This is a genomic window from Bartonella sp. CM86QHHN, from assembly GCF_042194695.1.
GTDB lineage: Bacteria > Pseudomonadota > Alphaproteobacteria > Rhizobiales > Rhizobiaceae > Bartonella.
Genome location: NZ_JBHIND010000051.1, coordinates 75,509 through 97,632, shown reverse-complemented (window position 1 = coordinate 97,632; position 22,124 = coordinate 75,509). Strand labels below are relative to the sequence as shown.

The window sequence follows — 22,124 nt, the reverse complement described above, 5'->3', positions numbered from 1 at the left end:
CAAAATTCCTTTTATAATAAAACACCGCAAGAAGCTTTAAAATACAACTGCGGTTCTCATACATGGTAGATTGGCAAAAAATTATGCCATGCTACAAACAAAATGAAAAGAAAAATAAATATTTTTTTTAAGTGTGGTTTATAAAAATTTACAATTGTGATTCAATAGGTAACCAACTTATTATTTTTGCAAATGCGCGACGCCAAAAATTGCTTTCTGGCTCATAGTCAATGCTATATTTTTTTTCATTTTCAATAAAATCCCAATAAATACGATTATTATCACCAAGACGCAGATGATAGCTCATTTCCCCTGTGGTTTCTTCAGAAAACAACAAATCTAATCTTGCTGTAATGGGAGCACATTCAAAAAGAATGCCCATTTCTGTATTTAATGATGCTGATCTTGGATCAAAATTTAAAGATCCAATAAAAGCTGTTTTACGATCAATTAAAAAAGCTTTGGCATGTAGACTTGCCTTACTCGATCGAAACAATCGTAACCCATGAGTATTGCCTTCCGCTTTTAATTCATAAAGATTAACACCACTTTTCAACAATGCCTTACGATAAGGTACATAACCACCATGCACTAATGCTACATCAGTAGCTGCTAAAGAATTTGTCAGAATTTTGACATCAACACCTTTTGAAACCAAATTACTAAAATTCTGCGTGCCAACCTTACCAGGAACAAAATAAGGTGACGTAATCTGAACCGTTTTTTGGGCATTTCCAATAACCTTTGAAAGTGCCTTCATAAGCCAATTACTTGCTTTTTTACGCAATGCTTTTTCTGGAGGGTCAGAAAGAACAACAACTTTGTCTGCTAAAAATAACCGCTTTCCTGTTTGGATAAAACAATTAAAGTTAATGTGCTCTTTGACATAATCTAAATAAACTTTTGCAACTTTGGAATCACGAAATTTTCGTAATTTATCTTTCCAATAGCTAAGATCACTTGCGCTTTTAGGAACAACCAAAGTATGAATTGGCAAAACAACAGCACTATTCCAAAAATCATCAAAGATACTTTCTACCTTTTTAACAGAAGGACCGATTAACATCAAATCTAAATCTCGAAAATGGGATTCTTTACCAGCATCAAAATAAGAATCTGCAAGATTACGTCCTCCTACAAAAGCGACCCTGCCATCAACAATAAAAGCTTTATTATGCATTCTACGTGTTACAGTAATTGCCCGTAATATAATTTCTAAACCACGGCGTAAACCACCTTTACGCGATCGCCCTGGATTAAACATTCTCACCTCAATGTGAGGATGTTTATCTAGCGCAATATAAGCTGGATCACGTGCCTGAGCATTAATATCATCCAAAAGAAGCCGTACCCGAACCCCTCGATCAGCTGCCTCAACTATTTCACTTAATAATAGGCGCCCCGTTAAATCATCATCCCAAATATAATACATCAGATCAAGGCTACGCCCAGCCTCTGCAGCTCCTATTGCCCGAACACAAAACGCATCCAAATTGCTGATAATGAGGGAAAGGGCATCTTTATCAATCCCCAATCCATTTTCTTTCTCAGCTAATTGACTGACGATACGATCAAGCTTAGTTTCATCTTTCTGAAGAGGTAACGCATAAGAACATTTTCCCCTAGCATTTTTCACAAAACGCCCATAGGTGTAGATTGCCAACATAGATGCAATAAAAAAAAGAGGACAAAACCAATAACAATCTGTAAAAGAGTCAAAGAGGGCAAACTTTCTATTTTAAACTATCACATCATCAGTAATGCAAACGATAACACTAATCACTTTATCTTAATCGTATAGCAGATAAAATGCCACTTCTTGCTTAAGAGAGTATAAATTTAATATTGATGATACAAAAATTTTAGCGGTAGTATTTAAAAGTTTTTAAAAATGCTTCTCTGTTTTAATAAATGTAAACTTAACTAAAATTGTATAAATTGAAACAAACGATTAAAATAGTCACATAAAATTTATATTTGATTTAAATCAACAAAATCATCCACTATAGATAAATTTTACAATAAATGATTGTTTTCTTCAGCTTTCCCCCACGGACTTTATCAAAATTCACTCTATTTTTTGAAACGCTTGCTTGTCATGAAGAGAAATTTGTTATGAATTTACTTTCGTTCTTGATTTCTTATTGCTCTCAATTCTTCCATTTTTCTATAAAGTGTAGAGCGACCAATATGAAGGCGACGCGCAATCTCACTCATATGTCCTTTATAATGTTTAATCGCTTTCTCTATAATATCATGCTCCATTTCTGCAAAAGTACGTACATGCCCATCAGTATTCAAAAATTTTATCGATTCTTGCTCATTATCTTCTTGCATATTACCCTCAATGATATTGGGAACATTCATTAATGAATTTCCCATTAATTGCGGAAAATCTCGAACAGTTAATAACGGTCCTTCACTGAGTAAAATCGCACGAAATAAAAAGGTTTCAAGCTCATTTCTATTGCCAGGCCAATCATACTGCATAAGCAAGGAAAGAGCAGAGCCTGCTAAACCATGGACATGTGATCGCCCTGTTTCTGTGATAATGCGATCAATCAAACGTTGTGTGATCTCTGGAAAATCATCCCTTAATTCTCGTAAAGCAGGAACGCTAATAGACAAGTGAGAAAATTGTTCAAACAAACTATGCAAAAAAAAGTTCTCATTAACCAAGTCCTTTAAACGCGATGTTGAAATAGCGATGATCCGAAAAGGAAAAAAATCTCCTTTTGTATCCCTTTCCCTTTCTTTAAGGTAATGAGCAAACCGTTTTTGCTGTATGGGCTCAAGTCGATCAATATCACAAAGGCAAAGTGTCCCTTTTTCAAGAGAAGAAACCAATGGTAGGAATTCTTTAAACCACTGCTGATTTTCTTCTTCTGGATCAACGATGGCTGAACATTGAAAGCGAACAAAAACACCCTCCGAAAATAATCCCTCATGATGAATAATCCGAGCTAATGTCTCACGTCCTGTTCCAGCTTCTCCCTCTATCAAAAGATTCTGTAAAGAAGTTGCTGCTTGTCTCGATTGTTCTAATACTATCTGCATAGCTCTACTTTTTACGCAAAGATCAGAAAACCGTAAATGATTCTCTTTTTTTCGCCGAATATCTCGAACCTCATGCTCCAAGGCAGAAATAAGAGCAAGGATATCCAAAGTAACTCTTACACGTAATAATGTTACTGGATGGATCCAATAATCAATAGCTCCAGCTGTTAAAGCTTTCTGGAGTAAATGCTGATTCTCTTGTTGTGCTATAACGACAATAGGAACAGAAACACCAGCAACTCTAATCATTTTAATCAAATCGCTCACACTCAAATCACTCATAACGACATCAAGGAGTGCAAGCACAATGTTTTTACGCCTGTGTAAAAGATCAATCGTACGGAGACCATTTTCTGCTTCAATGACACGATAACCAAAACCTCGCAGCATAGAAGAAAGTTCTATACGTCTTCCATAATCTTCACTCGCAACAAGAATGGGACCAACCATAATGTCAATAATCTCCTTTGAGACTACTTAGCAGCTTAATATAAAAATTGTTGTAAACCATAAGAAATATTTTACCTCTTGTGTTTCACTTACGAAATTCATCAAGCTGTCAATTAAATACAACATTAAGGCATTTTTTTCCATTTTTTTGCTTTTTCATTGATTTTTATCAAATTTTTCATATTGACTCATGGGGTAATTTAATAATGTTATAGAAACTAGAGAGCAAAATAATCTAAATAGAGTGCAATAAATGAAACATACCTATCATATTTTATGTCTTACAATTACCGCCTTGCTGTTAAGTGCCTGTAACTTTTCGCGATATTATAACTCAAATATGCCAACTGGAATTGATGGAAAATGGGTTGATGAGAATGGTATTATTTCTTCTTTCCACAATGGTGTTTTTGAAACGCATGCAGCAGATACAGAAGAAAAACTATCAGAAGGAGCATATAATTATCTCAATGCCCAAAATATAGAAATTGAAATACGCTCTATTCTCCGTGGAACAATTTCTAGAGTCAATTGTACAATGTCATATGACGCCACACAACTTCTCTGCACCTCACATACAGGAGCACAGTTTTTCCTTAAGCGGAAATCTTAACAAAGTACAAGGGAAACCTCTCTTAAGAACAGAGGGAGCACACACATTAAGCAGGAGGCGATATCCTTTCTCCTCCTGATAGAAAATCCTCTCTAAAATACGCAAAGAGGCTGGTATAATCTTTACCCTGAAAATTTTCTAAACATTATGAAATGCGTAAAATAATCATTTTCTTCCACAAAATATCAGTAAAGCCACCTCACAATAAAATTGTAACTTTGTATCATTCAATCTATTTCAACCTAAAATAACATTTTATTTGATAGGGAACTTTAATCTAAGCAGCGCCAATGCGCAAAAGATCATGAAAATGAACAATTCCTATCGGTTTTTTATCTTCAACCACAAAAAATGCACCAATCTGATGATCATTAATAAAAGCTGTTGCTGCACCAACAAGTGTATTTGGCTTTACAACTTTAGGAGCTTTGGTCATCACCTCGTCAACATTAAATTTTGATAAATTAAAATGAATGTTACGTGCAAGATCGCCATCAGTTACAATTCCGATTAGTTCACCTTCTTGATTCACAACACCAACACAACCAAAATGTTTTTCCACCAAAACATTCATCGCTTCAGTCATAGCTGTTCCCTGCATAACCAAAGGAATATTATCACCCTCATGCATAATATCACACACGTATTTAAGGCTTGCACCAAGAGAACCACCAGGATGATATATTTTGAAATCCGTTGCGGTAAAACCACGCATTTCTAAAAGAGAAACCGCTAATGCATCTCCCATTGCCAATTGCATAATTGTTGAAGTTGTAGGGGCTAAACCATGGGGGCAAGCCTCTTCTATCTTTGGTAATAATAGTACAATATCAGCTTGTCGTCCTAACACAGAGTGCTTACTTGATGTCATCGCAATAAGGGGGATACGAAAACGCGCCGCATAACTTATAATACCACTTAACTCTTGAGTTTCACCAGACCATGATAAAGCAAGAATAACGTCATCAGAGCCAATCATACCAAGATCACCATGATTGGCTTCTGCAGCGTGAACAAAAAAGGCAGGTGTTCCAGTTGAGGCTAAGGTTGCTGCAATTTTTGTCCCTATATGACCACTTTTTCCAAGACCAGTAATAACCACATGTCCACGAGCATTTCTAATAGTTTGAACAGCCGCTTCAAAAGAAGAAGAAAGACTTTCCAGAAGAGCTTTTTCAAGAGCTTCAAGCCCCTGCTTTTCACTAGCAAGTGTTTTAAGCGCTGATGCTACTGCACCTTGCAAAGCCATATGAGGAGACGATATTGTCATAATCAAATTCGACCAATAAAATTAAGTGAGAGATCTATATCACTTTTCGACATTAATGGTTTCTAGTAAATTTTTCAATGAAGCAGAAACGTGGCTGTGCATATCAGCGCGTGCCAAAGAAAATGCAACGTTGGCTTCAATAAAACCAGCTTTAGAACCGCAATCAAAAGTGCGCCCTTTTACTTGCAAACCCCAAAAATCTTGCTCATTTGAAAGCCGTATCATAGCATCTGTTAATTGAATTTCATTTCCTGTTCCCCGTTCTTGAGTGGAAAGAATATTAAAAATTTCTGGCTGCAAAATATAACGTCCATTGATGTACAAATTTGATGGTGCCGTACCTTGTGCTGGTTTCTCTACCATTTTTGTGATTTCAAAACCATTTGCAATCTGTTTGCCTTTCCCAACAATACCATATTTATGTGTTTCTCTAGGATCGCATTCCTGAACTGCTATAATATTTCCCCCACCCACCTTTTCATAAAGGCTCATCATTTCAGAAAGACAGCCCTTTTTCGCTTGTATCAACATATCCGGTAATAACAAAGCAAAAGGTTCCCCTGCAACTAATTCACGTGCACACCAAAGAGCATGCCCTAATCCCAAAGGTTGTTGTTGCCGAGTGAAAGAAGTTGACCCTGGTAATGGCTGTAAACGGTATAAATGTGCAAGATCTTCTTTCTTTCCACATTCAGCAAGTGTCGTATATAATTCAACTTGCTCATCAAAATAATCCTCAATAACGGCTTTGTTACGTCCAGTTACAAAAATAAAATGCTCAATACCAGCTTCCCTCGCCTCATCCATAACATATTGAATAACAGGTTTATCAACAACTGTTAGCATTTCTTTAGGAATCGTTTTTGTCGCAGGAAGAAAACGCGTACCAAGACCTGCTACTGGGAATACTGCTTTCCGGATTTTACGCACACTCACCCTCCTCAATGAATTCATATAACTTTTTTGTTTTATTTATCATATGTTTTTACGAAATGGTAAAAAAGATATCTTATTGTTTTGATTATCATTATAATGAGCAATAAAAATGTAAAAAGAGTCTGAGAATTTATTGAAGGGATTAAAACGTATTATTTATTTCAGTTTTTTCCTCTTCTTGATCATATTATCGATTAAACTAAATACAAAATAAAGTTATTGCACATCTAATGAATTGAATATTAATGGGGATTTCAAAATGCAAAAAACAGAATTGAAGACTTTCTCTTTTTTAGAGAAGTCAATCGCTTGGAGAACTCTTCTCACTGTCTCTGCCGTTATTTTTTCTGCTTTTTTAATGTTTTTTGCACCCCTTTCATATGCTGATAGCGGATTTAAACACTGGATTAAAGAATTTAAAAAAATAGCTATTGCTCACAATATTACCCCCTCTACGTTTCATATGGCGTTTAAAGGTGTTAATGCCATTGATCCAGAAGTTCTAAAAAGCGCCGCATACCAACCGGAATTTGTTGCTCCTTCATGGAACTATTTCGATAATCGTGTCCATGATATTGCAATTGAGGAAGGACGACGCCAAACTCAAAAATGGAACAAATGGCTTCTTCAAATTGAAAAACGTTTTGGTGTTGATCGCAATATTCTGCTTGCTATTTGGTCAATGGAAAGCAACTATGGGAAGGTTTTAGCTAATAAAAGTGTAATACGTGATACCATTCGCTCTCTTGCAACTTTAGCCTATGCTGATAAAAAACGTGCAAAATATGCATATACACAGCTGATTGCTGCTATGAAAATTCTACAAAGTGGCGAAATTAAACGCTCTCAACTCACTGGATCTTGGGCCGGTGCATTGGGGCATACACAATTTATTCCAAGCAGTTATCTCGCCTATGCAGTTGATATGGACCAAGATGGACGGCGTGATATCTGGAACTCTGTTCCAGATGCTCTGGCTACTGCTGCTAACCTTCTCCACAAAAATGGCTGGCAACCTAATCTTATTTGGGGAGTAGAGGTAAAAGTGCCGCAGGGGAAAAACCTTCCTGAAGGCTGGTATTCCTTTGAACAATGGAAAAAATTAGGTGTAAAACACGCAAATGGGCACCCTCTTCCTACATCAGCTGAACAAGCAATATTAAAATATCCAGATGGAGCAAAAGGACCTATATTTTTAGTCACAAAAAATTTCCTTGTTCTGAAACATTATAATAATGCAGATCGTTATGCGTTTGCTGTTGGCCTTCTTGCTGATCGCATTGCTGGACATCCTGGATTGGTAAATGATTGGCAAAGACCTTTTCAACCTCTTACTTTCCAAGAATGTAAAGAACTACAATCTCGCTTAAGTGCACTGGGCTATTATAAAGGGAATGTCGATGGAAAAATTGGAACAGCTTCTCGCAAAGCAATTAAAGCTTTTCAACTCCGTCACGGACTAAAAGCAAATGGATATCCATCATCTCAAGTGCTTTTTCTCCTTCGCAAACAATAATGGAGAATAAGGTTTTGTCTCTTTCTCGCCTGATATACTTGACATTATTGCTGTTTTCACTTTCTATTGTGGGGATCTTACAGCCATCCCCAAGTAAAGCAACGAACTTCTTCAAATGGTTGTCACAACAAAACAAACAGACACAGCAGCCACCGCAAATTATAGAACAAAAAATAGACAAGCCGCAAAAAAAGATCGTAACACAAAAAAACATACAAAAGCTAAAAAATGAGAATGCAAAGCGCATTCTTGTCATAGGGGATTTTGCAGCTTCTGCTGTTGCTGATGCACTTAAGAAATTTTTTATAAATAATAGCGATATCGTTATCATGAACAACACAATGCCAGCTTCCGGCTTAGTTCGAACGGATTATTATTCTTGGCAAAGCAATATTTCTAAACTCATTGATCAAAATAGCCCCGATGTTATTATCATGATGATCGGTGCAAATGATAATCAACCCATCACAGACTCTCATAACATGATTAACACAGATCAGTCAGAATGGATACGCATCTACAAACAAAGAATTATCGAAATTACTGAAAGTCTTCACGCCTCTGGAAAATCATGGATATGGATAGGTCAACCTTCTTTTGGAAATGACCTTTTGACACAAAAAATGAAAATTTTTAATGCGCTCTATAAACAAGAAACAGAAACAGCAGGAGGGTATTTTCTCGATATCTGGAGCGGCTTTAGTGATGAGACAGGAAATTTTTCTTTTTCAGGCTATGATATTAATGGAAAAATAACCAAATTACGCACCAATAATGGCATGCATTTCACCCCTGAAGGAAAGAAAAAACTTGCCTCTTATTTAGAAAAACCATTGAAAAATATTTCAAATTTTTATGCCTTTTCTCATGAAAATTCTTACTCAACCGATCAAGTTATTCAAAAACTTATACAAGAATCAGAGAATCAAGAGCGGAGTAAAATTATGCGTCAGCCTCCAATGAGCCTCGATGATATGGCACAAAAAAACACTCACCTTTTAGGCAAAAGAAAGTCAAGTTTTATAAAAAAATCATGGTTTCCACCAAATGGGCATCAAAAAGATCGAGCTGATAATTTTTCTTTCCCATAATGTCTATTTAAAATACAAAATCTATTTTCCTCTATAAACAAAAAGCGAATAAGATAAAAAACTCTGTTTACAGAGCTATAATGAAGAGAAAATTTGCATAAATCGCAACTGTACCTTTCGAATAATATGAAAACGGCATGGTGTTAACCATACCGTTATATCTTATAGTCCACGTTTGTTAATCATTGCCTCTGGTAAAGGCATTCGTCCCCGAAAAGCTTTATAAAGCTCCTCTGGATCACGACTTCCTCCAGCGGAGTAAATAAAACGTTTCAACTTATCAGCAAGCTCTGAATTAAAAGCATCTCCCGTTTCTTCAAAAGCTTGAAAAGCATCAGCATCAAGGACTTCCGACCACATATAAGAATAGTAACCAGATGCATAACCATCTCCCGCAAACACGTGCATAAAATGTGGCGGACGATGACGCATAATAATTGTATCAGGCATTTGCAGCTTTTCTAATTCTTGGCGTTCAAACACTGTTGGATCAGTGACTGTTTCGCCTTGATGAAAAGCCATATCCACTAAAGCTGATGAGATAAATTCAACGGCAGAAAATCCTGCATTAAATGTCTGTGCTACTAAGACTTTATCTATCAACTCTTGTGGCATAGGATGGCCTGTTTTTGTATGTATAGCATAAGATTTTAATATCTCTGGTACTGTTAACCAATGTTCGTAAAGTTGAGAAGGTAGCTCAACAAAATCACGTGAAACAGATGTTCCCGACACAGATGGCCATGTGACATCAGAAAGCAAACCATGCAATGCATGTCCAAATTCGTGGAAAAGCGTACGTGCATCATCAAGTGATAAAAGAGCAACTTCCCCTTTAGGTGGTTTAGCAAAATTACAAACATTGTAGATAATAGGCTTTTGTCCGCCATCCAATTTATGTTGTGATTGCAAACTACTCATCCACGCACCGGAGCGTTTTGAAGAACGTGCAAAATAATCACCAATAAAATGCCCAAGTAGACTTCCATCAGACTTTTTTACTTCCCACAAACGTGCATCAGGATGCCAAAGTGTAACAGCGTTTTTTTCTTCAAATGTAATGCTAAAGAGTTTTTCGGCTACCCCAAAAGCCGCTTTAATCATAAGATCAAGCTGAAAATAATATTTAATCTCAGCGCTATCGAAAGAAAGTTTTTCAGTGCGAAGCTTTTCAGCATAATAACGCCAATCCCAAGCAGCTAAAGATTCATTGCTGCCCTGATTGTTGGCAAAATTTTGTAAGTCAATTTGCTCAGTAGAAGCTTTCGCTCTTGCGCGCTTCCATACAGGCATAAGCAAATCCATAACGGAATCAACACTTTTAGCCATAGTATTATCGAGCTTCAAATCTGCGAAAGATTTATATCCCAATAATTTAGCCTGCTCATCTCGAAGCGCAACAATCTCTACAATAATTGTTTTATTATCATTCTTGTTATTATTTTCACCACGTTTAGCCCAAGCTTGGAATGCAACCTCACGCAAATCACGACGATCAGAGAATTTTAAAAAAGGTTCAACAATCGAACGTGCTAGTGTTAATGCATACGCTTTTTCATTGCCTCTTTCACACGCAATTTCCTTCATTGAAGCAATGAGATCTTGCGGTAAACCAGATAAGTCTGTTTGTTTTAAAAACAGAATCCATTCAGCTTCATCATTTAAGACATTTTGTCCAAAAGTAGCATTTAAAAAAGCAAGTCTTTCATTAATTTCCAAAAGCCGTTTCTTAGCTTTTTCATCGAGTTTTGCCCCATGACAAACAAACTTTTTCCACCATAATTCAAGAACACGTGTTGTTTCACTCTCAAATGTGCCCAGCTGCGACTGTTTATAAAGTACATCTATTTTCGCAAATATCCGCGCATCCATCATCATTTTTGAAGAATAACGAGAAAGTTTTACAACGAACTCTTGCTCTAGCTGTTGAATTAATACATTCGTATGAGCACTGGTGCGTAAGAAAAATATTGAACAGACACGATCAAGCGCTTTGCCGCAAAGCTCAAAAGGCTGCAAAAAATTCTCAAGCGTTGGTGGTTCTTGCACCATCGCAATTGCCTCTAGTTCTTCTTCTGCTTCTTGAAGTGCCTGTTCAAAAGCGGGTTTAAAATCTTCGTCACTTATAGAAGAAAAATCAGGAAGACCTGAAAATCCCTTCCAGTCCAGCACTGCTGCTTTTGTCATAATACTTTATGTCTCCATTATAAATTTAAACTGTAACAATTATCTTTACGACACAAATTGATAACATACTAAAACTATTTCGTGAGTTTCAAAACTACCTTTCAAAACCCTATTGAATAAAAAAACCTGAAAATCGTAAAGTTCTTTCATTCAAACCATATTATATTGAAGCAATAAAGATTATTCGCTCGCACATCACAATAGAATTGCATATTAACAAAAACACTTGGAGAAAAGCATAATCTCCACTCTTTATAAAATATTGCTTTAGATTCTTTTGAAAATCGCAAACTACATTAAAGAAATGATGGTAAAATCAGAACTGATTTTTACATTTACGTTTTTATATTATCCTCAAATTAAGCTGTATTCTCGTTTTAGTGATTCAGAAACTTGTTTATAACTTATAATTTATCCTTGACTTTACTTCAAATATTAACAATTGGGAATATAGCTGGGGAGTTTTTTTAAATCTTCCATAAACTTTTGTTTTTATCTCATCTATTATCTAGATTTACAACTCTCCAACTCTTCAGGAGGTACTTTATCATGACTGAAATCAAAACGGCCTTCGACTTCAAAAAATTTTCTCCTGAAGCTCTCGCTGAAAAGTTAAAGAACCAGCATTTTGCAGACTCTATTGATATCATCAATGAGCTCGATATCATGGAACGTGTAACTATTCTTAGCCTTCTGCCTCTTGATTATGTTATCGAACTTTTTGATAAACCAGAGCTTGAGCAACCTGCTGCCATCCTAGAACTTCTCCCTATAAATCGTGCTGTTGAAATTCTTGATGGCATGTCTGCCGATGCTGCTGCAGACGTCTTTCAAGAAATGGATAAGGAAACCCGTACACGACTTTATGCCTTGCTTAACCCCTTAACGCGCGCTGAACTTAAAAAACTCACCAGTTATCCTGATCATACAGCAGGAGCACTGATGACAACAGAGTTTATAGCCGTTCCTTCAAACTGGACCATACAAAAAACTTTGGATCACATTCGTGAGGTCGAGCGAACACGTGAAACAGTTTATACCAGCTATGTAATTGACCCCAAAACAGGTACTCTTCTCAAAGCTGTTTCCCTGCGTAACCTTATTCTTGCCTCACCTGATGAACAAATTCTTAATGTCCCTACCCATGACTCGCCCATTACAATATCACCTTTCACACATCATGAAGATATCGCACGCCTTTTCCAGCGCCATGATCTTCTCTCTGTGCCTGTAGTTGATGAAAGTAACCATGTCATTGGCATTGTAACCGTTGATGACGTGCTTGATACTATGGTCGATGAAATGAATGAAGATGCCTATAAATTTGGGGGTATGGAAGCACTTAATAAGCCCTATATGCAAATTAAGTTTCCTGAAATGATGAAAAAACGCGGAGGCTGGCTCGCTTTACTCTTTATCGGTGAAATGCTGACAGCAAGCGCTATGCAACATTTCGAAACAGAACTCGAAAAAGCGATTATTCTTACACTGTTCATACCTCTCATTATGAGCTCAGGAGGAAATTCCGGCTCACAGGCTACATCCCTTATTATCCGTGCATTGGCTTTACGTGAACTCACGTTGAAAGACTGGTGGAAAGTGATCATTCGTGAAATTCCAACAGGACTATCCCTTGGTCTCTTACTAGGAATTATTGGTGTTACGCGCATTGCTCTTTGGCAAAAACTAGGTATCTACGACTATGGCCAACATTGGATTGCTATTTCGACAACAGTGGGTACAGCTTTAGTTGGAATCGTTACCTTTGGTTCTCTTTCTGGATCTATGTTGCCTTTTATTCTTAAAGGTTTAAAATTTGATCCAGCAAGTGCTTCTGCTCCTTTTGTGGCAACTTTAGTAGATGTCATGGGCATTATAATCTATTTTTCTGTAGCTTCTCTCATTTTGTCAGGAACTCTTCTTTAAACATGTAAAGTAAAAACTCTTACTTATGGAAAAATCTTGTCATGTAACCTAAGATTCTTTCCATAAGAGAATAAGCTTTATTATTTATTTTCTAGCGCACCGCTCTATAGATAATTTATTATTTTTTTGAATAACAGCTCCGAATAACGTAATTTTACCTCATCATAAAGCTTCTCATATTAAATCGATTAAAGTCATCTTCTTGCCAGTCACAAACGAGATCGGTGTATGGCTAAAAACTATTCAAGAAAAAATAAAATACTTCTTATATCCTCTCTCTCTCGTATCAAAAACTGGCGCAATATTGACAGCTGAGAAAGAATAATAATGATGATACTCAACAGGCTTTATATTTCTTCACAAAGGCGTTAATAGTATACTATTCGCGTATGTTATATCATTTATGAGCCCTATCATGGAATGGATGTAGTGTACGTTAAGTAATCTCTCTTAAGTACATGAATATGCAACAAAAAGTATATGCTGTTTAAAGTGTTCTGTTTGGCATGAAAAGCATACTCCTATTAGAGAGTGCAATTAACAAAAGTAAGGCAATGCACCATCTCCATGGTTTAAAAGATATTACTTTAGATGCTTTTGAAATTATAAATTGGATTAACAGCAAAGATGGGAATTTTCTTTGGATGCCTTCATATTCTTTCTAAATAAGACTGTATGCCGAGTTCATAAATAAATCAAACAGATATAACTCTTGCCCTAATCTGGCATACAAAAGCTAGAACTTCTTATAAAATTCTTAATCGTCTCAATATTTACCTCAAATACACGATTGCATTAAATCTGGATTTTGATTGACAAGTTATAGAATAAGAAAAAGCTTTATTTAGAATAAGAATATTGTACAGTTGTCAATAAATTGGCTATGGATTGAGAGATATTCCGGATTTTTATCAATCTCTTTGCAAAACAACAACAATAATACGGCTAGCTTTATACTTACTCTTACAAGAGCTCATATAAATTCCTTGTGTCATATTGATAGAAATCAAGTTGACGGTGATTTTTTGGATAATTCTTAGCTTGAGAATAGAACATACGTACTATAAAAAACTTTTACGAAGCTTCAGAAATTGAAGCTCAATAGAGCCTTAAAGACTTGGATAAATAGTTTTGCCATAAAAATATTGCCTCCATCTTCCAAAATTATAAAAAAACATGTAAAAGGTTTTCTAATAGTCAGGCAAAGAATGTAAAGACTTTACCTCAAATGAAATTTCATTAAACGAAAAGAAGAAAATTTATGCAATTGCGTAACATTGCCATCATTGCCCACGTTGACCATGGGAAAACAACGCTTGTAGACGGGCTTCTCAAGCAATCAGGAAACTTCCGTGATAATCAGCGTACAAGCGAACGTATGATGGATTCAAACGATATTGAGAAAGAACGCGGAATTACAATCCTAGCGAAAGTGACATCTGTTGTTTGGAAAGATACTCGAATTAATATTGTTGATACACCAGGACACGCCGACTTTGGTGGAGAAGTTGAACGCATCCTCAATATGGTTGATGGAGCCATTGTACTTGTTGATGCTGCTGAAGGACCGATGCCACAAACAAAATTTGTCGTTGGCAAAGCATTGAAAGTAGGATTGCGCCCTATTGTTGCTATTAATAAAATTGACCGACCGGATGCACGCGTTGATGAAGTCATTAATGAGGTTTTTGACCTTTTCGCTACTCTTGACGCAACCGATGAACAGCTTGATTTTCCTATTCTTTATGGATCTGGACGCGATGGATGGATGGCTGAAGCCCCTGAAGGACCAAAAGATCAGGGATTAGGTCCTTTATTTGATCTTGTGACGCAGCATGTCCCTTCTCCTAGTGTAGCAGAAGGACCGTTTCGCATGATTGGAACTATTCTTGAAGCGGATCCGTTTTTGGGACGAATTATTACAGGACGGATTCATTCTGGCTCTCTAAAACCCAATCAAAATGTCAAGGTTCTTGGACAAGATGGAAAACTTTTAGAAACTGGGCGTATTTCAAAAATTTTAGCATTTCGTGGCTTAGAACGGCAACCTATTGAAGAAGGAAGTGCTGGTGATATTGTTGCGATTGCAGGTCTACAAAAAGGTACCGTTGCTGATACTTTCTGTGACCCTACTGTCAATGAACCCCTTACTGCCCAACCAATTGATCCTCCTACTGTTACTATGAGTTTTCTCGTCAACGATAGTCCCCTTGCTGGAACTGAAGGCGATAAAGTAACAAGTCGTGTCATTCGTGACCGATTGTTAAAAGAAGCAGAAGGCAATGTCGCTCTTAAAATTGAAGAATCAGCCGATAAAGATTCTTTCTACGTTTCAGGACGAGGAGAATTACAGCTTGCAGTTCTCATTGAAAATATGCGCCGTGAAGGATTTGAACTTAGTGTTTCACGCCCACGTGTTGTTATGCAAAAAGATGAAAATGGAATAACTCTTGAGCCAATCGAAGAAGTTGTTATCGATGTTGATGAAGAATATTCCGGTACTGTTGTACAAAAAATGTCTGAACGTAAAGGCGAAATGGTGGAATTACGTCCTTCTGGAGGTAATCGTGTCCGCCTTGTCTTTTATGCACCAACCCGAGGACTCATTGGTTATCAATCTGAACTTTTAACGGACACACGTGGTACAGCAATTATGAATCGCCTTTTCCATGCTTATGAACCTTATAAAGGAGACATTGCTGGTCGTGTTAATGGTGTTATGATTTCAAATGACAACGGTGAATCTGTCGCTTATGCTCTTTTTAATCTTGAAGATCGTGGTCCTATGATCATCGATGCGGGTGTGAAAGTCTATCAAGGTATGATTATTGGCATCCACTCACGAGATAATGACTTAGAAGTCAATGTCTTAAAAGGGAAAAAACTCACCAATATGCGCGCTTCTGGAAAAGATGAGGCCGTAAAGTTAACGCCTCCCATTAAAATGACATTAGAACGCGCCTTATCGTGGATACAAGATGATGAACTTGTGGAAGTAACCCCTAAAAATATTCGTCTCCGCAAACTCTATCTTGATCCTAATGAACGTAAACGTTTTGAAAAAACACGTACATCAATTTCAAGTTAATTTCATAATCTCTTTGGTAAAATATTTAATTGTATTGAGCCTCACTATATTCCAGAAAGGATGTCTCTATGAATATTAAGGAAATACCCGTAGGCAAAAATCCACCAGAAGATATTAACGTTATTGTGGAAGTCTCCCTTGGTGGGCAACCAATAAAATATGAGATGGATAAAAAGTCGGGTGCATTATTTGTTGACCGTTTTCTTCATACATCAATGGTTTATCCTGGAAATTACGGTTTTGTCCCTCATACGCTTTCAGATGATGGTGATCCTATTGATGTCCTTATCTGTAATACCCGTCCACTTATGCCTGGTTGTGTTATCAATGTTCGCCCCATCGGAGCTCTAATGATGGAAGATGATGGTGGTAAAGATGAAAAAATTATTGCCATTCCCACTACAAAATTAACAAAACGCTATATCAATATTCATGACTATACAGACCTGCCCGAGATTACACTCAAACAAATTGAACATTTCTTCAAGCATTACAAAGATCTGGAACCTGGAAAATGGGCTAAAATTGAAGGATGGCGTGATAAAAACTTTGCTCATGAATTAATTAAGCAAGCTGTTGAGCGCAATAACAAAATATAACGATTTAATAAAATAAAGCCTATAAAAAATAGGCTTTGTTATTTATTTTTTCTACGAGATGTAATCTCTAAAGGATTGCCATATCTGTTTTAGCTCTTCTAAATGTGTTGAAAAGTAAAGTTGTTTGTAGCGAGATATTGCACCGTTTTTCAGAGAAATAGAAGAAGATGGGATTCTCCACTGCTTCGCAAGAAATTTAATGAGAGCTTTATTCGCTTTTCCATCTTCAGGAACAGCACGAAGGCGTATAACCAGATATTGTTTTTCACCATCCCTACATTCAACCCCTATTATTTTGTCAACAGATGATTTTGGAATGAGATATACAAACAAAATCAAGTTATTTTTATCAACTTGATAAAACATGTATTCGCCTCAAGTAATATTTCTATACATACATGTTTGCGTAAACGCGCCACATAAAAGTACGAATAAAATAAATAATAATGAACACTACAATAGGTGAAATATCAATCGTTCCAAAATTTGGTAAAATTTGCCGGATACGGCTTAGAACGGGATTTGTAAGACGATATAGAAAGCTTCCTATCAAAACAACAAAGCGATTGCGCGAATTTATGATATTAAAGACATAAAGCCAAGAAAAAATGACACTAGCGATTAAAATATCGATATAAATCTCAAAAATCAAATCAATCGTTCGAAGCAATGCATAAATCATGCGTCATCCCTTTCAATCAAGGAAACAGAAGAGCGTATAGAAAACCTTCATTAAAGCAGGTCTGTGTATCAAAAAATGGTTTTATATTTCAATACTCTTTTTTCTTGAATAAAAACCAAACATCTAAATTCTTCATCTCTCTATTTAATGACGATGCAGTTAGAAAACAAATATCAAAATTAAAAATAGCACATAAAATAGAAGAAACGGCAAAAAATCTGAATATCCCTTATAGGATTAATCTTAAATCTCATCGTTTTAATTATTAATTATAAAAAACAAACAAACTAAAAACGGCCTTTTAAAGGCCGCTTTTAGTTTTAAAATTATTTCTGCAAAGCAGTCAAACGATTAAGAGCACTGCTAAAACCATCTAGCTGAACAAATAAATCATTCAAAGCTGGTTCACCTGCAGCAGCAATTGTCATCGCCAACTTTAACTGTTTTCCAGAACGTAAAGCTGCTACGTGATTTTTGTCAAAAACGACAGGAACCACACAACCTGCTGGTACACAAGTCCGGATACCGGTTTCGATAACAGCTTTTCCCTCATCAACTTGTAAACGAACAGGTTTAGAAACCAAAATGCCAAAAGGAACTGTTAAATTACCAGATACAACACCCTCAGCATCGAGAGTAAGGCCCATAGCCACAACAACACGCCCCTGCTCATTTACTTCTTGACGGTGTATAAAACAAATTCTTTTCCCTTCTTGTATACCACAGTTAATAGTCCACAAACCGTAGGTTTCAGTCAAAGAAGAAGCTCCATTTGGCAATGTCGCTGCCGCATCTTTTGATGCAGGAGGCTTTGAACTTGTTGCAAATGCAACAGATGAAATACTCAAGAGAGTAAAAACTATAAGTAAATTAAATAACTTTTTCATTTTATATTCCTGTTCTTTACATAAAAGATAAACATGTTTATTATTTATTATAATATAAAGCATCTTAATAAAAAAAGCTTTCTCATAATCATATAGCTTTTATAATGGTCTAAGGCTACCTCGAAATTCGCTGACAACTTTCGTATAAACGTGCTTTTTAAAAGAAACAGCAATCAACGGAAGGGTTTCTAGATCAATCCATTTCCATTGATCGAATTCCGCTTTATTGCCATCTGGTGGCGGATTAATCGCAATTTCAGAAAGCTTTCCTGTAAACTGGAAAGCAAACCATTTTTGTATTTGCCCACGATATTTATTTGTTAATGTGCAGCCAATAAGTTCTTGTGGAAAATCATAATGGAACCAATTTTGTGCTTCTTTAATCAACTTTACAGATCGAATACCCGTTTCTTCATAAAGTTCACGATATGCTGCATCTAATGGTTTTTCATCTTCATCAATCCCTCCTTGAGGAAGCTGCCAACGATGAGATATGTCAATATCTGCATGAATGGGCATCATTAAACGACGCCCAACCCACACTTTCCCCTCATGATTAAAGACAACAATCCCAACACATTTGCGATATGGAAGAATCTTCAAATTAATATCTGCATCCATTTAATATTCCTCAAAATCGCAAGCTATAGATATCAATTCTCACTTTAACACATCCTTATTGGGATCTGGTGGAAATGCTGCATTTGCCATTTCACCTCGTAACAGTTTATAGGCCTCATTCAATTGAATATCATCTTTAGGGTCTTTGGGAACAAAAGCAGCTGAACCAGATCCTTTATTACTCTCTCGTTTTCCTTTGATATGTCCTTTTAATGTAGACTCACCAACTTTTACATCATAACCTTTATATTTTTCAGGGAGTGGTTGCTCTACAATAATATCAGGTGTGATCCCTGTTCCTTGAATAGAAGTGCCTGATGGCGTGTAATAAAGTGCTGTTGTTAAGCGTAAAGCCCCATTTTCACCCAAAGGAATAATTGTTTGAACAGATCCTTTACCAAAAGACTGCGTCCCTAAAATTGTTGCACGACGATGATCTTGCAATGCACCCGCAACAATTTCAGAAGCACTTGCTGAACCACCATTAATAAGAACAATGAGCGGTTTTCCATTAATGACATCACCTGGCTTCGCATCAAATCTTGTCACATCACTCTTTTTGCGCCCACGAGTCGACACAATTTCACCTTTATTGAGAAAAGCACTCGAAACATTAACAGCTTGATCTAAAAGCCCACCCGGATTAAGCCGCAAATCAAGGACATAACCTTTTAGCTTATCTTCAGGAATTTTAGATTGGATATCTTTAATTGCCGCTAGAAGATTATTTAATGTCTGTTCAGAAAACTGGATAACTCTTAAATATCCAATATCACCTTCAACCCGATATTTCACCGCTTTTACTTTGATAATATCACGAACAATCTTCACTTCAAATGGCTTATCAACGCCAGAACGAATAATTGTTAAGGTAATTGGTGTTCCAGGAGCACCTCGCATCTTATTAACAGCTTCATTCAATGTTTGACCATTCGTTTGTACATCATCAATTTTTGAAATAAGGTCTCCTGCTAGAATACCTGCTTTTGAAGCGGGAGTATCATCCATTGGTGAAACAACTTTAATTAAGTTTTTTTCCATAGTGACCTCAATACCAAGACCTCCGAACTCTCCTTTCGTAGAATCCCGCATATCCTTGGCTTCTTCAGCATTCAAATAAGATGAATGAGGGTCCAGTGATGTGAGCATGCCATTGATAGCATTTTCAATAAGCTTTTTATCATCTGGAACTGTAACGTATTGCATACGCACACGCTCAAAAACATCGCCAAATATAGCTAGCTTTTTATATGCATTATCTTCATTATTCGCAGCAACAGACTGCACCATAATCATTGAACAGGCGCCGAGCAATACCCCAGCGACCAAAAGAATAACTTTACGAATCATTTTGGCTCCTTCTTATTTTTTCAGTCTGCCACCAAGGAGTTGGATTTACAGGTTTTCCCTGCTTTCTAAACTCAATGTAAAGCATTGGAGAAGTTTTTCCTATATCCAATGCAACACTGTTTGAAATAAATTGCATTTCCATTATACCCAGAGGCTCACCTGAAAGAACAAACTGCCCCTGTTTTACATTAATTCTCGACATTCCAGTAAGAATGATATGATAACCATTTCCAACATTGAGAATGATTAAATGTCCGTAAGAACGAAATGGCCCAGCAAAAGCAACAAAAGCATCCACAGGTGATATAACAACAGCTCCTGACTCTGTTTCTATCGTTTCACCAAAGCGCGTAATCTGCGAACTTTTGTTAGAGTGATGTATTCTTTTTCCTGAAACAGGAAAAAGTAAAGAACCTTTTCGGCTTTCAAAATTGGACTGTTCTAACAATTGCAAACTTTTCCGTACCTGTACTGATGCATCAGAGCTAAGTTTTGACTGACGGTCGAGCTCTAAAATCAATTCTTCTAAAGACTGCGCTTTTTTAGCAAGAGCAATATTTTTTTGTTGCTGTTCTGTAAGTTCTTTTTCTGATTTTTTTTGTAGTTTGTTTTTTTGGTCTAATAAAAGCTCTAGACGTTTTCGCTGCTCTGCTTGATTTTGCAGCTTTGTCTTTAATGCCTTATATTCCGTAGTAATGGAATTACTCAAATTGGTCAACTCCTTGAGTTTTTCTGTTAAATCTCGTGTTTTCTCTTGCATCTGAGGAATAACGGTACCTAATAAAACAGAACTACGTATAGAAGCCAACGCGTCCTCTGGCTGTATCATAAGAGCAGGAGGCGGATTCAATCCCATACGCTCCAAAATTGCAAGAACTTCCGCAAATTCAGCACGACGATTTTTTAAACTTTGATAGACTTGTACCCGCTTTTCTATCATTTTTTTAAGCTTTTCTTCCCTTTTAGCAATATCATCTGCTACTATACGTTCTTCTTTAGCCGCCTTTATGAGTGCATCACTCAAAACACGTTGATCTTTTTTTAAATGCTCAACTTGATGCATAAGAAAAGCAACACGCTCACGCGAAAGTGAAATATTTTGGCGAATTTCTCCTAATTCTTTATGGACGTCCGTACTCCTCATTGTATCTTCCGCATGCGATACAGAAAAGCAAAAAAATATACTCAAGAGCAGAATGACAAATATGACGCACTCCTCATATAAATATAGCATCTTTCTATGAAGAAGCTTTTTCATTTGCAAAAACCATGACACCTCATCGTATACATTAGAGATGCTTTAAATGGTGTCAGCTAAAACAATATTAATAAACATATAAATAAGTGCTAAAAATTGAACAAAAATATTAAAAACGATGATACGGATGATTATTTTCAATTGTTACAGCGCGGTAAAGTTGTTCTGTAAGAAGAATACGTGCAATTTGATGTGGCCACGTCATCAAACCAAAAGATAAAAGAAAATCAGCACGCTTCCTTATTTGTTCATTATGCCCATCAGGTCCTCCCAAAGCAATGACGACATCTCGAATGCCCTCATCACGATAACACCTCAATTTTTCAGAAAAAGAAATTGACGAAATCGATTCTCCACGCTCATCTAACACAATTAATCGACATTTTTCAGGTAAAAATTCAATAAGTTTTCTCCCCTCTTCCTCCATACGTTGATAAACTGTTTGAGCACGACTTTCTGGTATCTCTTGTAACTTTTTTAAATGAAAGCCTACATCTCCAGAAATTTTAGAAAAACGATCCAAATAATGCTGAACTAATTTTTGCTCCGCCCCACTTTTCATACGACCAACCGCAAAAATAGAAATTTGCATT

The 22,124-nt window shown here is 36.5% G+C and carries 17 protein-coding genes and 1 pseudogene; 6 read left to right on the top strand and 12 right to left on the bottom strand.

The window, feature by feature from the left end; all coding sequences use genetic code 11:
- Positions 1-148 precede the first annotated feature (148 nt).
- Positions 149-1,719, bottom strand: a pseudogene (locus ACFIKX_RS04410) (phospholipase D family protein).
- Between the two features lie 402 nt (positions 1,720-2,121).
- Positions 2,122-3,507, bottom strand: coding sequence for a sigma-54-dependent transcriptional regulator (locus tag ACFIKX_RS04405; RefSeq protein WP_375611848.1), 1,386 nt, complete (start codon positions 3,505-3,507; stop codon positions 2,122-2,124).
- A 253-nt stretch (positions 3,508-3,760) separates the two neighbouring features.
- On the opposite strand from ACFIKX_RS04405, the gene ACFIKX_RS04400 reads away from it, so the two are divergent.
- Positions 3,761-4,120 carry a hypothetical protein gene (locus ACFIKX_RS04400; protein WP_375611849.1) on the top strand — a complete coding sequence of 120 codons (360 nt, stop codon included), beginning with the start codon at positions 3,761-3,763 and terminating at the stop codon, positions 4,118-4,120.
- Positions 4,121-4,397: 277 nt separating this feature from the next.
- Here the strand turns inward: ACFIKX_RS04400 and ACFIKX_RS04395 are convergent, their stop codons facing one another.
- Positions 4,398-5,390 (bottom strand): SIS domain-containing protein, encoded by a 993-nt coding sequence (locus ACFIKX_RS04395; RefSeq protein ID WP_375613282.1) that lies wholly within the window; start codon positions 5,388-5,390, stop codon positions 4,398-4,400.
- A 39-nt stretch (positions 5,391-5,429) separates the two neighbouring features.
- On the bottom strand, positions 5,430-6,320 hold the full coding sequence (locus tag ACFIKX_RS04390; RefSeq protein ID WP_375613281.1) for a UTP--glucose-1-phosphate uridylyltransferase: 891 nt from the start codon (positions 6,318-6,320) through the stop codon (positions 5,430-5,432).
- A 265-nt stretch (positions 6,321-6,585) separates the two neighbouring features.
- Between ACFIKX_RS04390 and ACFIKX_RS04385 the strand changes: the two genes are divergently transcribed.
- Positions 6,586-7,842, top strand: coding sequence for a lytic murein transglycosylase (locus ACFIKX_RS04385; protein WP_375627665.1), 1,257 nt, complete (start codon positions 6,586-6,588; stop codon positions 7,840-7,842).
- Positions 7,843-7,856: 14 nt separating this feature from the next.
- Positions 7,857-8,933: an SGNH family hydrolase gene (locus tag ACFIKX_RS04380; protein WP_375627666.1), complete on the top strand. Its 1,077-nt coding sequence runs from the start codon at positions 7,857-7,859 to the stop codon at positions 8,931-8,933.
- A 162-nt stretch (positions 8,934-9,095) separates the two neighbouring features.
- On the opposite strand, the gene ACFIKX_RS04375 is transcribed toward ACFIKX_RS04380, so the two are convergent.
- The gene (locus ACFIKX_RS04375; protein ID WP_375627667.1) at positions 9,096-11,120 is read right to left on the bottom strand and encodes a M3 family metallopeptidase; all 2,025 of its coding nucleotides are present in this window, start codon (positions 11,118-11,120) and stop codon (positions 9,096-9,098) included.
- 549 nt (positions 11,121-11,669) lie between these two features.
- Between ACFIKX_RS04375 and mgtE the strand changes: the two genes are divergently transcribed.
- The 3 genes from mgtE to ppa all read left to right on the top strand — a co-directional run bounded on the left by mgtE (position 11,670) and on the right by ppa (position 16,733).
- On the top strand, positions 11,670-13,046 hold the full coding sequence (gene mgtE / locus ACFIKX_RS04370) for a magnesium transporter (RefSeq protein WP_375627668.1): 1,377 nt from the start codon (positions 11,670-11,672) through the stop codon (positions 13,044-13,046).
- Positions 13,047-14,307: 1,261 nt separating this feature from the next.
- Positions 14,308-16,134 carry a translational GTPase TypA gene (gene typA, locus ACFIKX_RS04365; RefSeq protein WP_375627669.1) on the top strand — a complete coding sequence of 609 codons (1,827 nt, stop codon included), beginning with the start codon at positions 14,308-14,310 and terminating at the stop codon, positions 16,132-16,134.
- Between the two features lie 68 nt (positions 16,135-16,202).
- Entirely contained in the window at positions 16,203-16,733 is a 531-nt protein-coding gene (gene ppa, locus ACFIKX_RS04360; protein WP_375613276.1) for an inorganic diphosphatase, read from the top strand.
- A gap of 51 nt (positions 16,734-16,784) precedes the next feature.
- Here the strand turns inward: ppa and ACFIKX_RS04355 are convergent, their stop codons facing one another.
- The 7 genes from ACFIKX_RS04355 to rlmH form a co-directional block, all read right to left on the bottom strand.
- Positions 16,785-17,099, bottom strand: a complete 315-nt coding sequence (locus tag ACFIKX_RS04355; protein ID WP_375611858.1) for a DUF167 domain-containing protein — start codon at positions 17,097-17,099, stop codon at positions 16,785-16,787.
- A gap of 22 nt (positions 17,100-17,121) precedes the next feature.
- The gene (locus ACFIKX_RS04350; RefSeq protein ID WP_375611859.1) at positions 17,122-17,415 is read right to left on the bottom strand and encodes a YggT family protein; all 294 of its coding nucleotides are present in this window, start codon (positions 17,413-17,415) and stop codon (positions 17,122-17,124) included.
- A gap of 326 nt (positions 17,416-17,741) precedes the next feature.
- Positions 17,742-18,302 carry an invasion associated locus B family protein gene (locus ACFIKX_RS04345; protein ID WP_375627670.1) on the bottom strand — a complete coding sequence of 187 codons (561 nt, stop codon included), beginning with the start codon at positions 18,300-18,302 and terminating at the stop codon, positions 17,742-17,744.
- A 99-nt stretch (positions 18,303-18,401) separates the two neighbouring features.
- Complete coding sequence (locus ACFIKX_RS04340) at positions 18,402-18,923, bottom strand: RNA pyrophosphohydrolase (protein ID WP_375627671.1); 522 nt, start codon at positions 18,921-18,923, stop codon at positions 18,402-18,404.
- 39 nt (positions 18,924-18,962) lie between these two features.
- A complete protein-coding gene (locus tag ACFIKX_RS04335) occupies positions 18,963-20,273 on the bottom strand; it encodes a S41 family peptidase (RefSeq protein ID WP_375627672.1) in 1,311 nt (436 codons plus the stop codon).
- Positions 20,263-21,507, bottom strand: coding sequence for a murein hydrolase activator EnvC family protein (locus ACFIKX_RS04330; RefSeq protein WP_375627682.1), 1,245 nt, complete (start codon positions 21,505-21,507; stop codon positions 20,263-20,265). The genes ACFIKX_RS04335 and ACFIKX_RS04330 overlap by 11 nt, the downstream gene beginning before the upstream one ends.
- 133 nt (positions 21,508-21,640) lie before the next feature.
- A complete protein-coding gene (gene rlmH / locus ACFIKX_RS04325; RefSeq protein WP_375627673.1) occupies positions 21,641-22,123 on the bottom strand; it encodes a 23S rRNA (pseudouridine(1915)-N(3))-methyltransferase RlmH in 483 nt (160 codons plus the stop codon).
- Position 22,124: the final 1 nt, after the last annotated feature.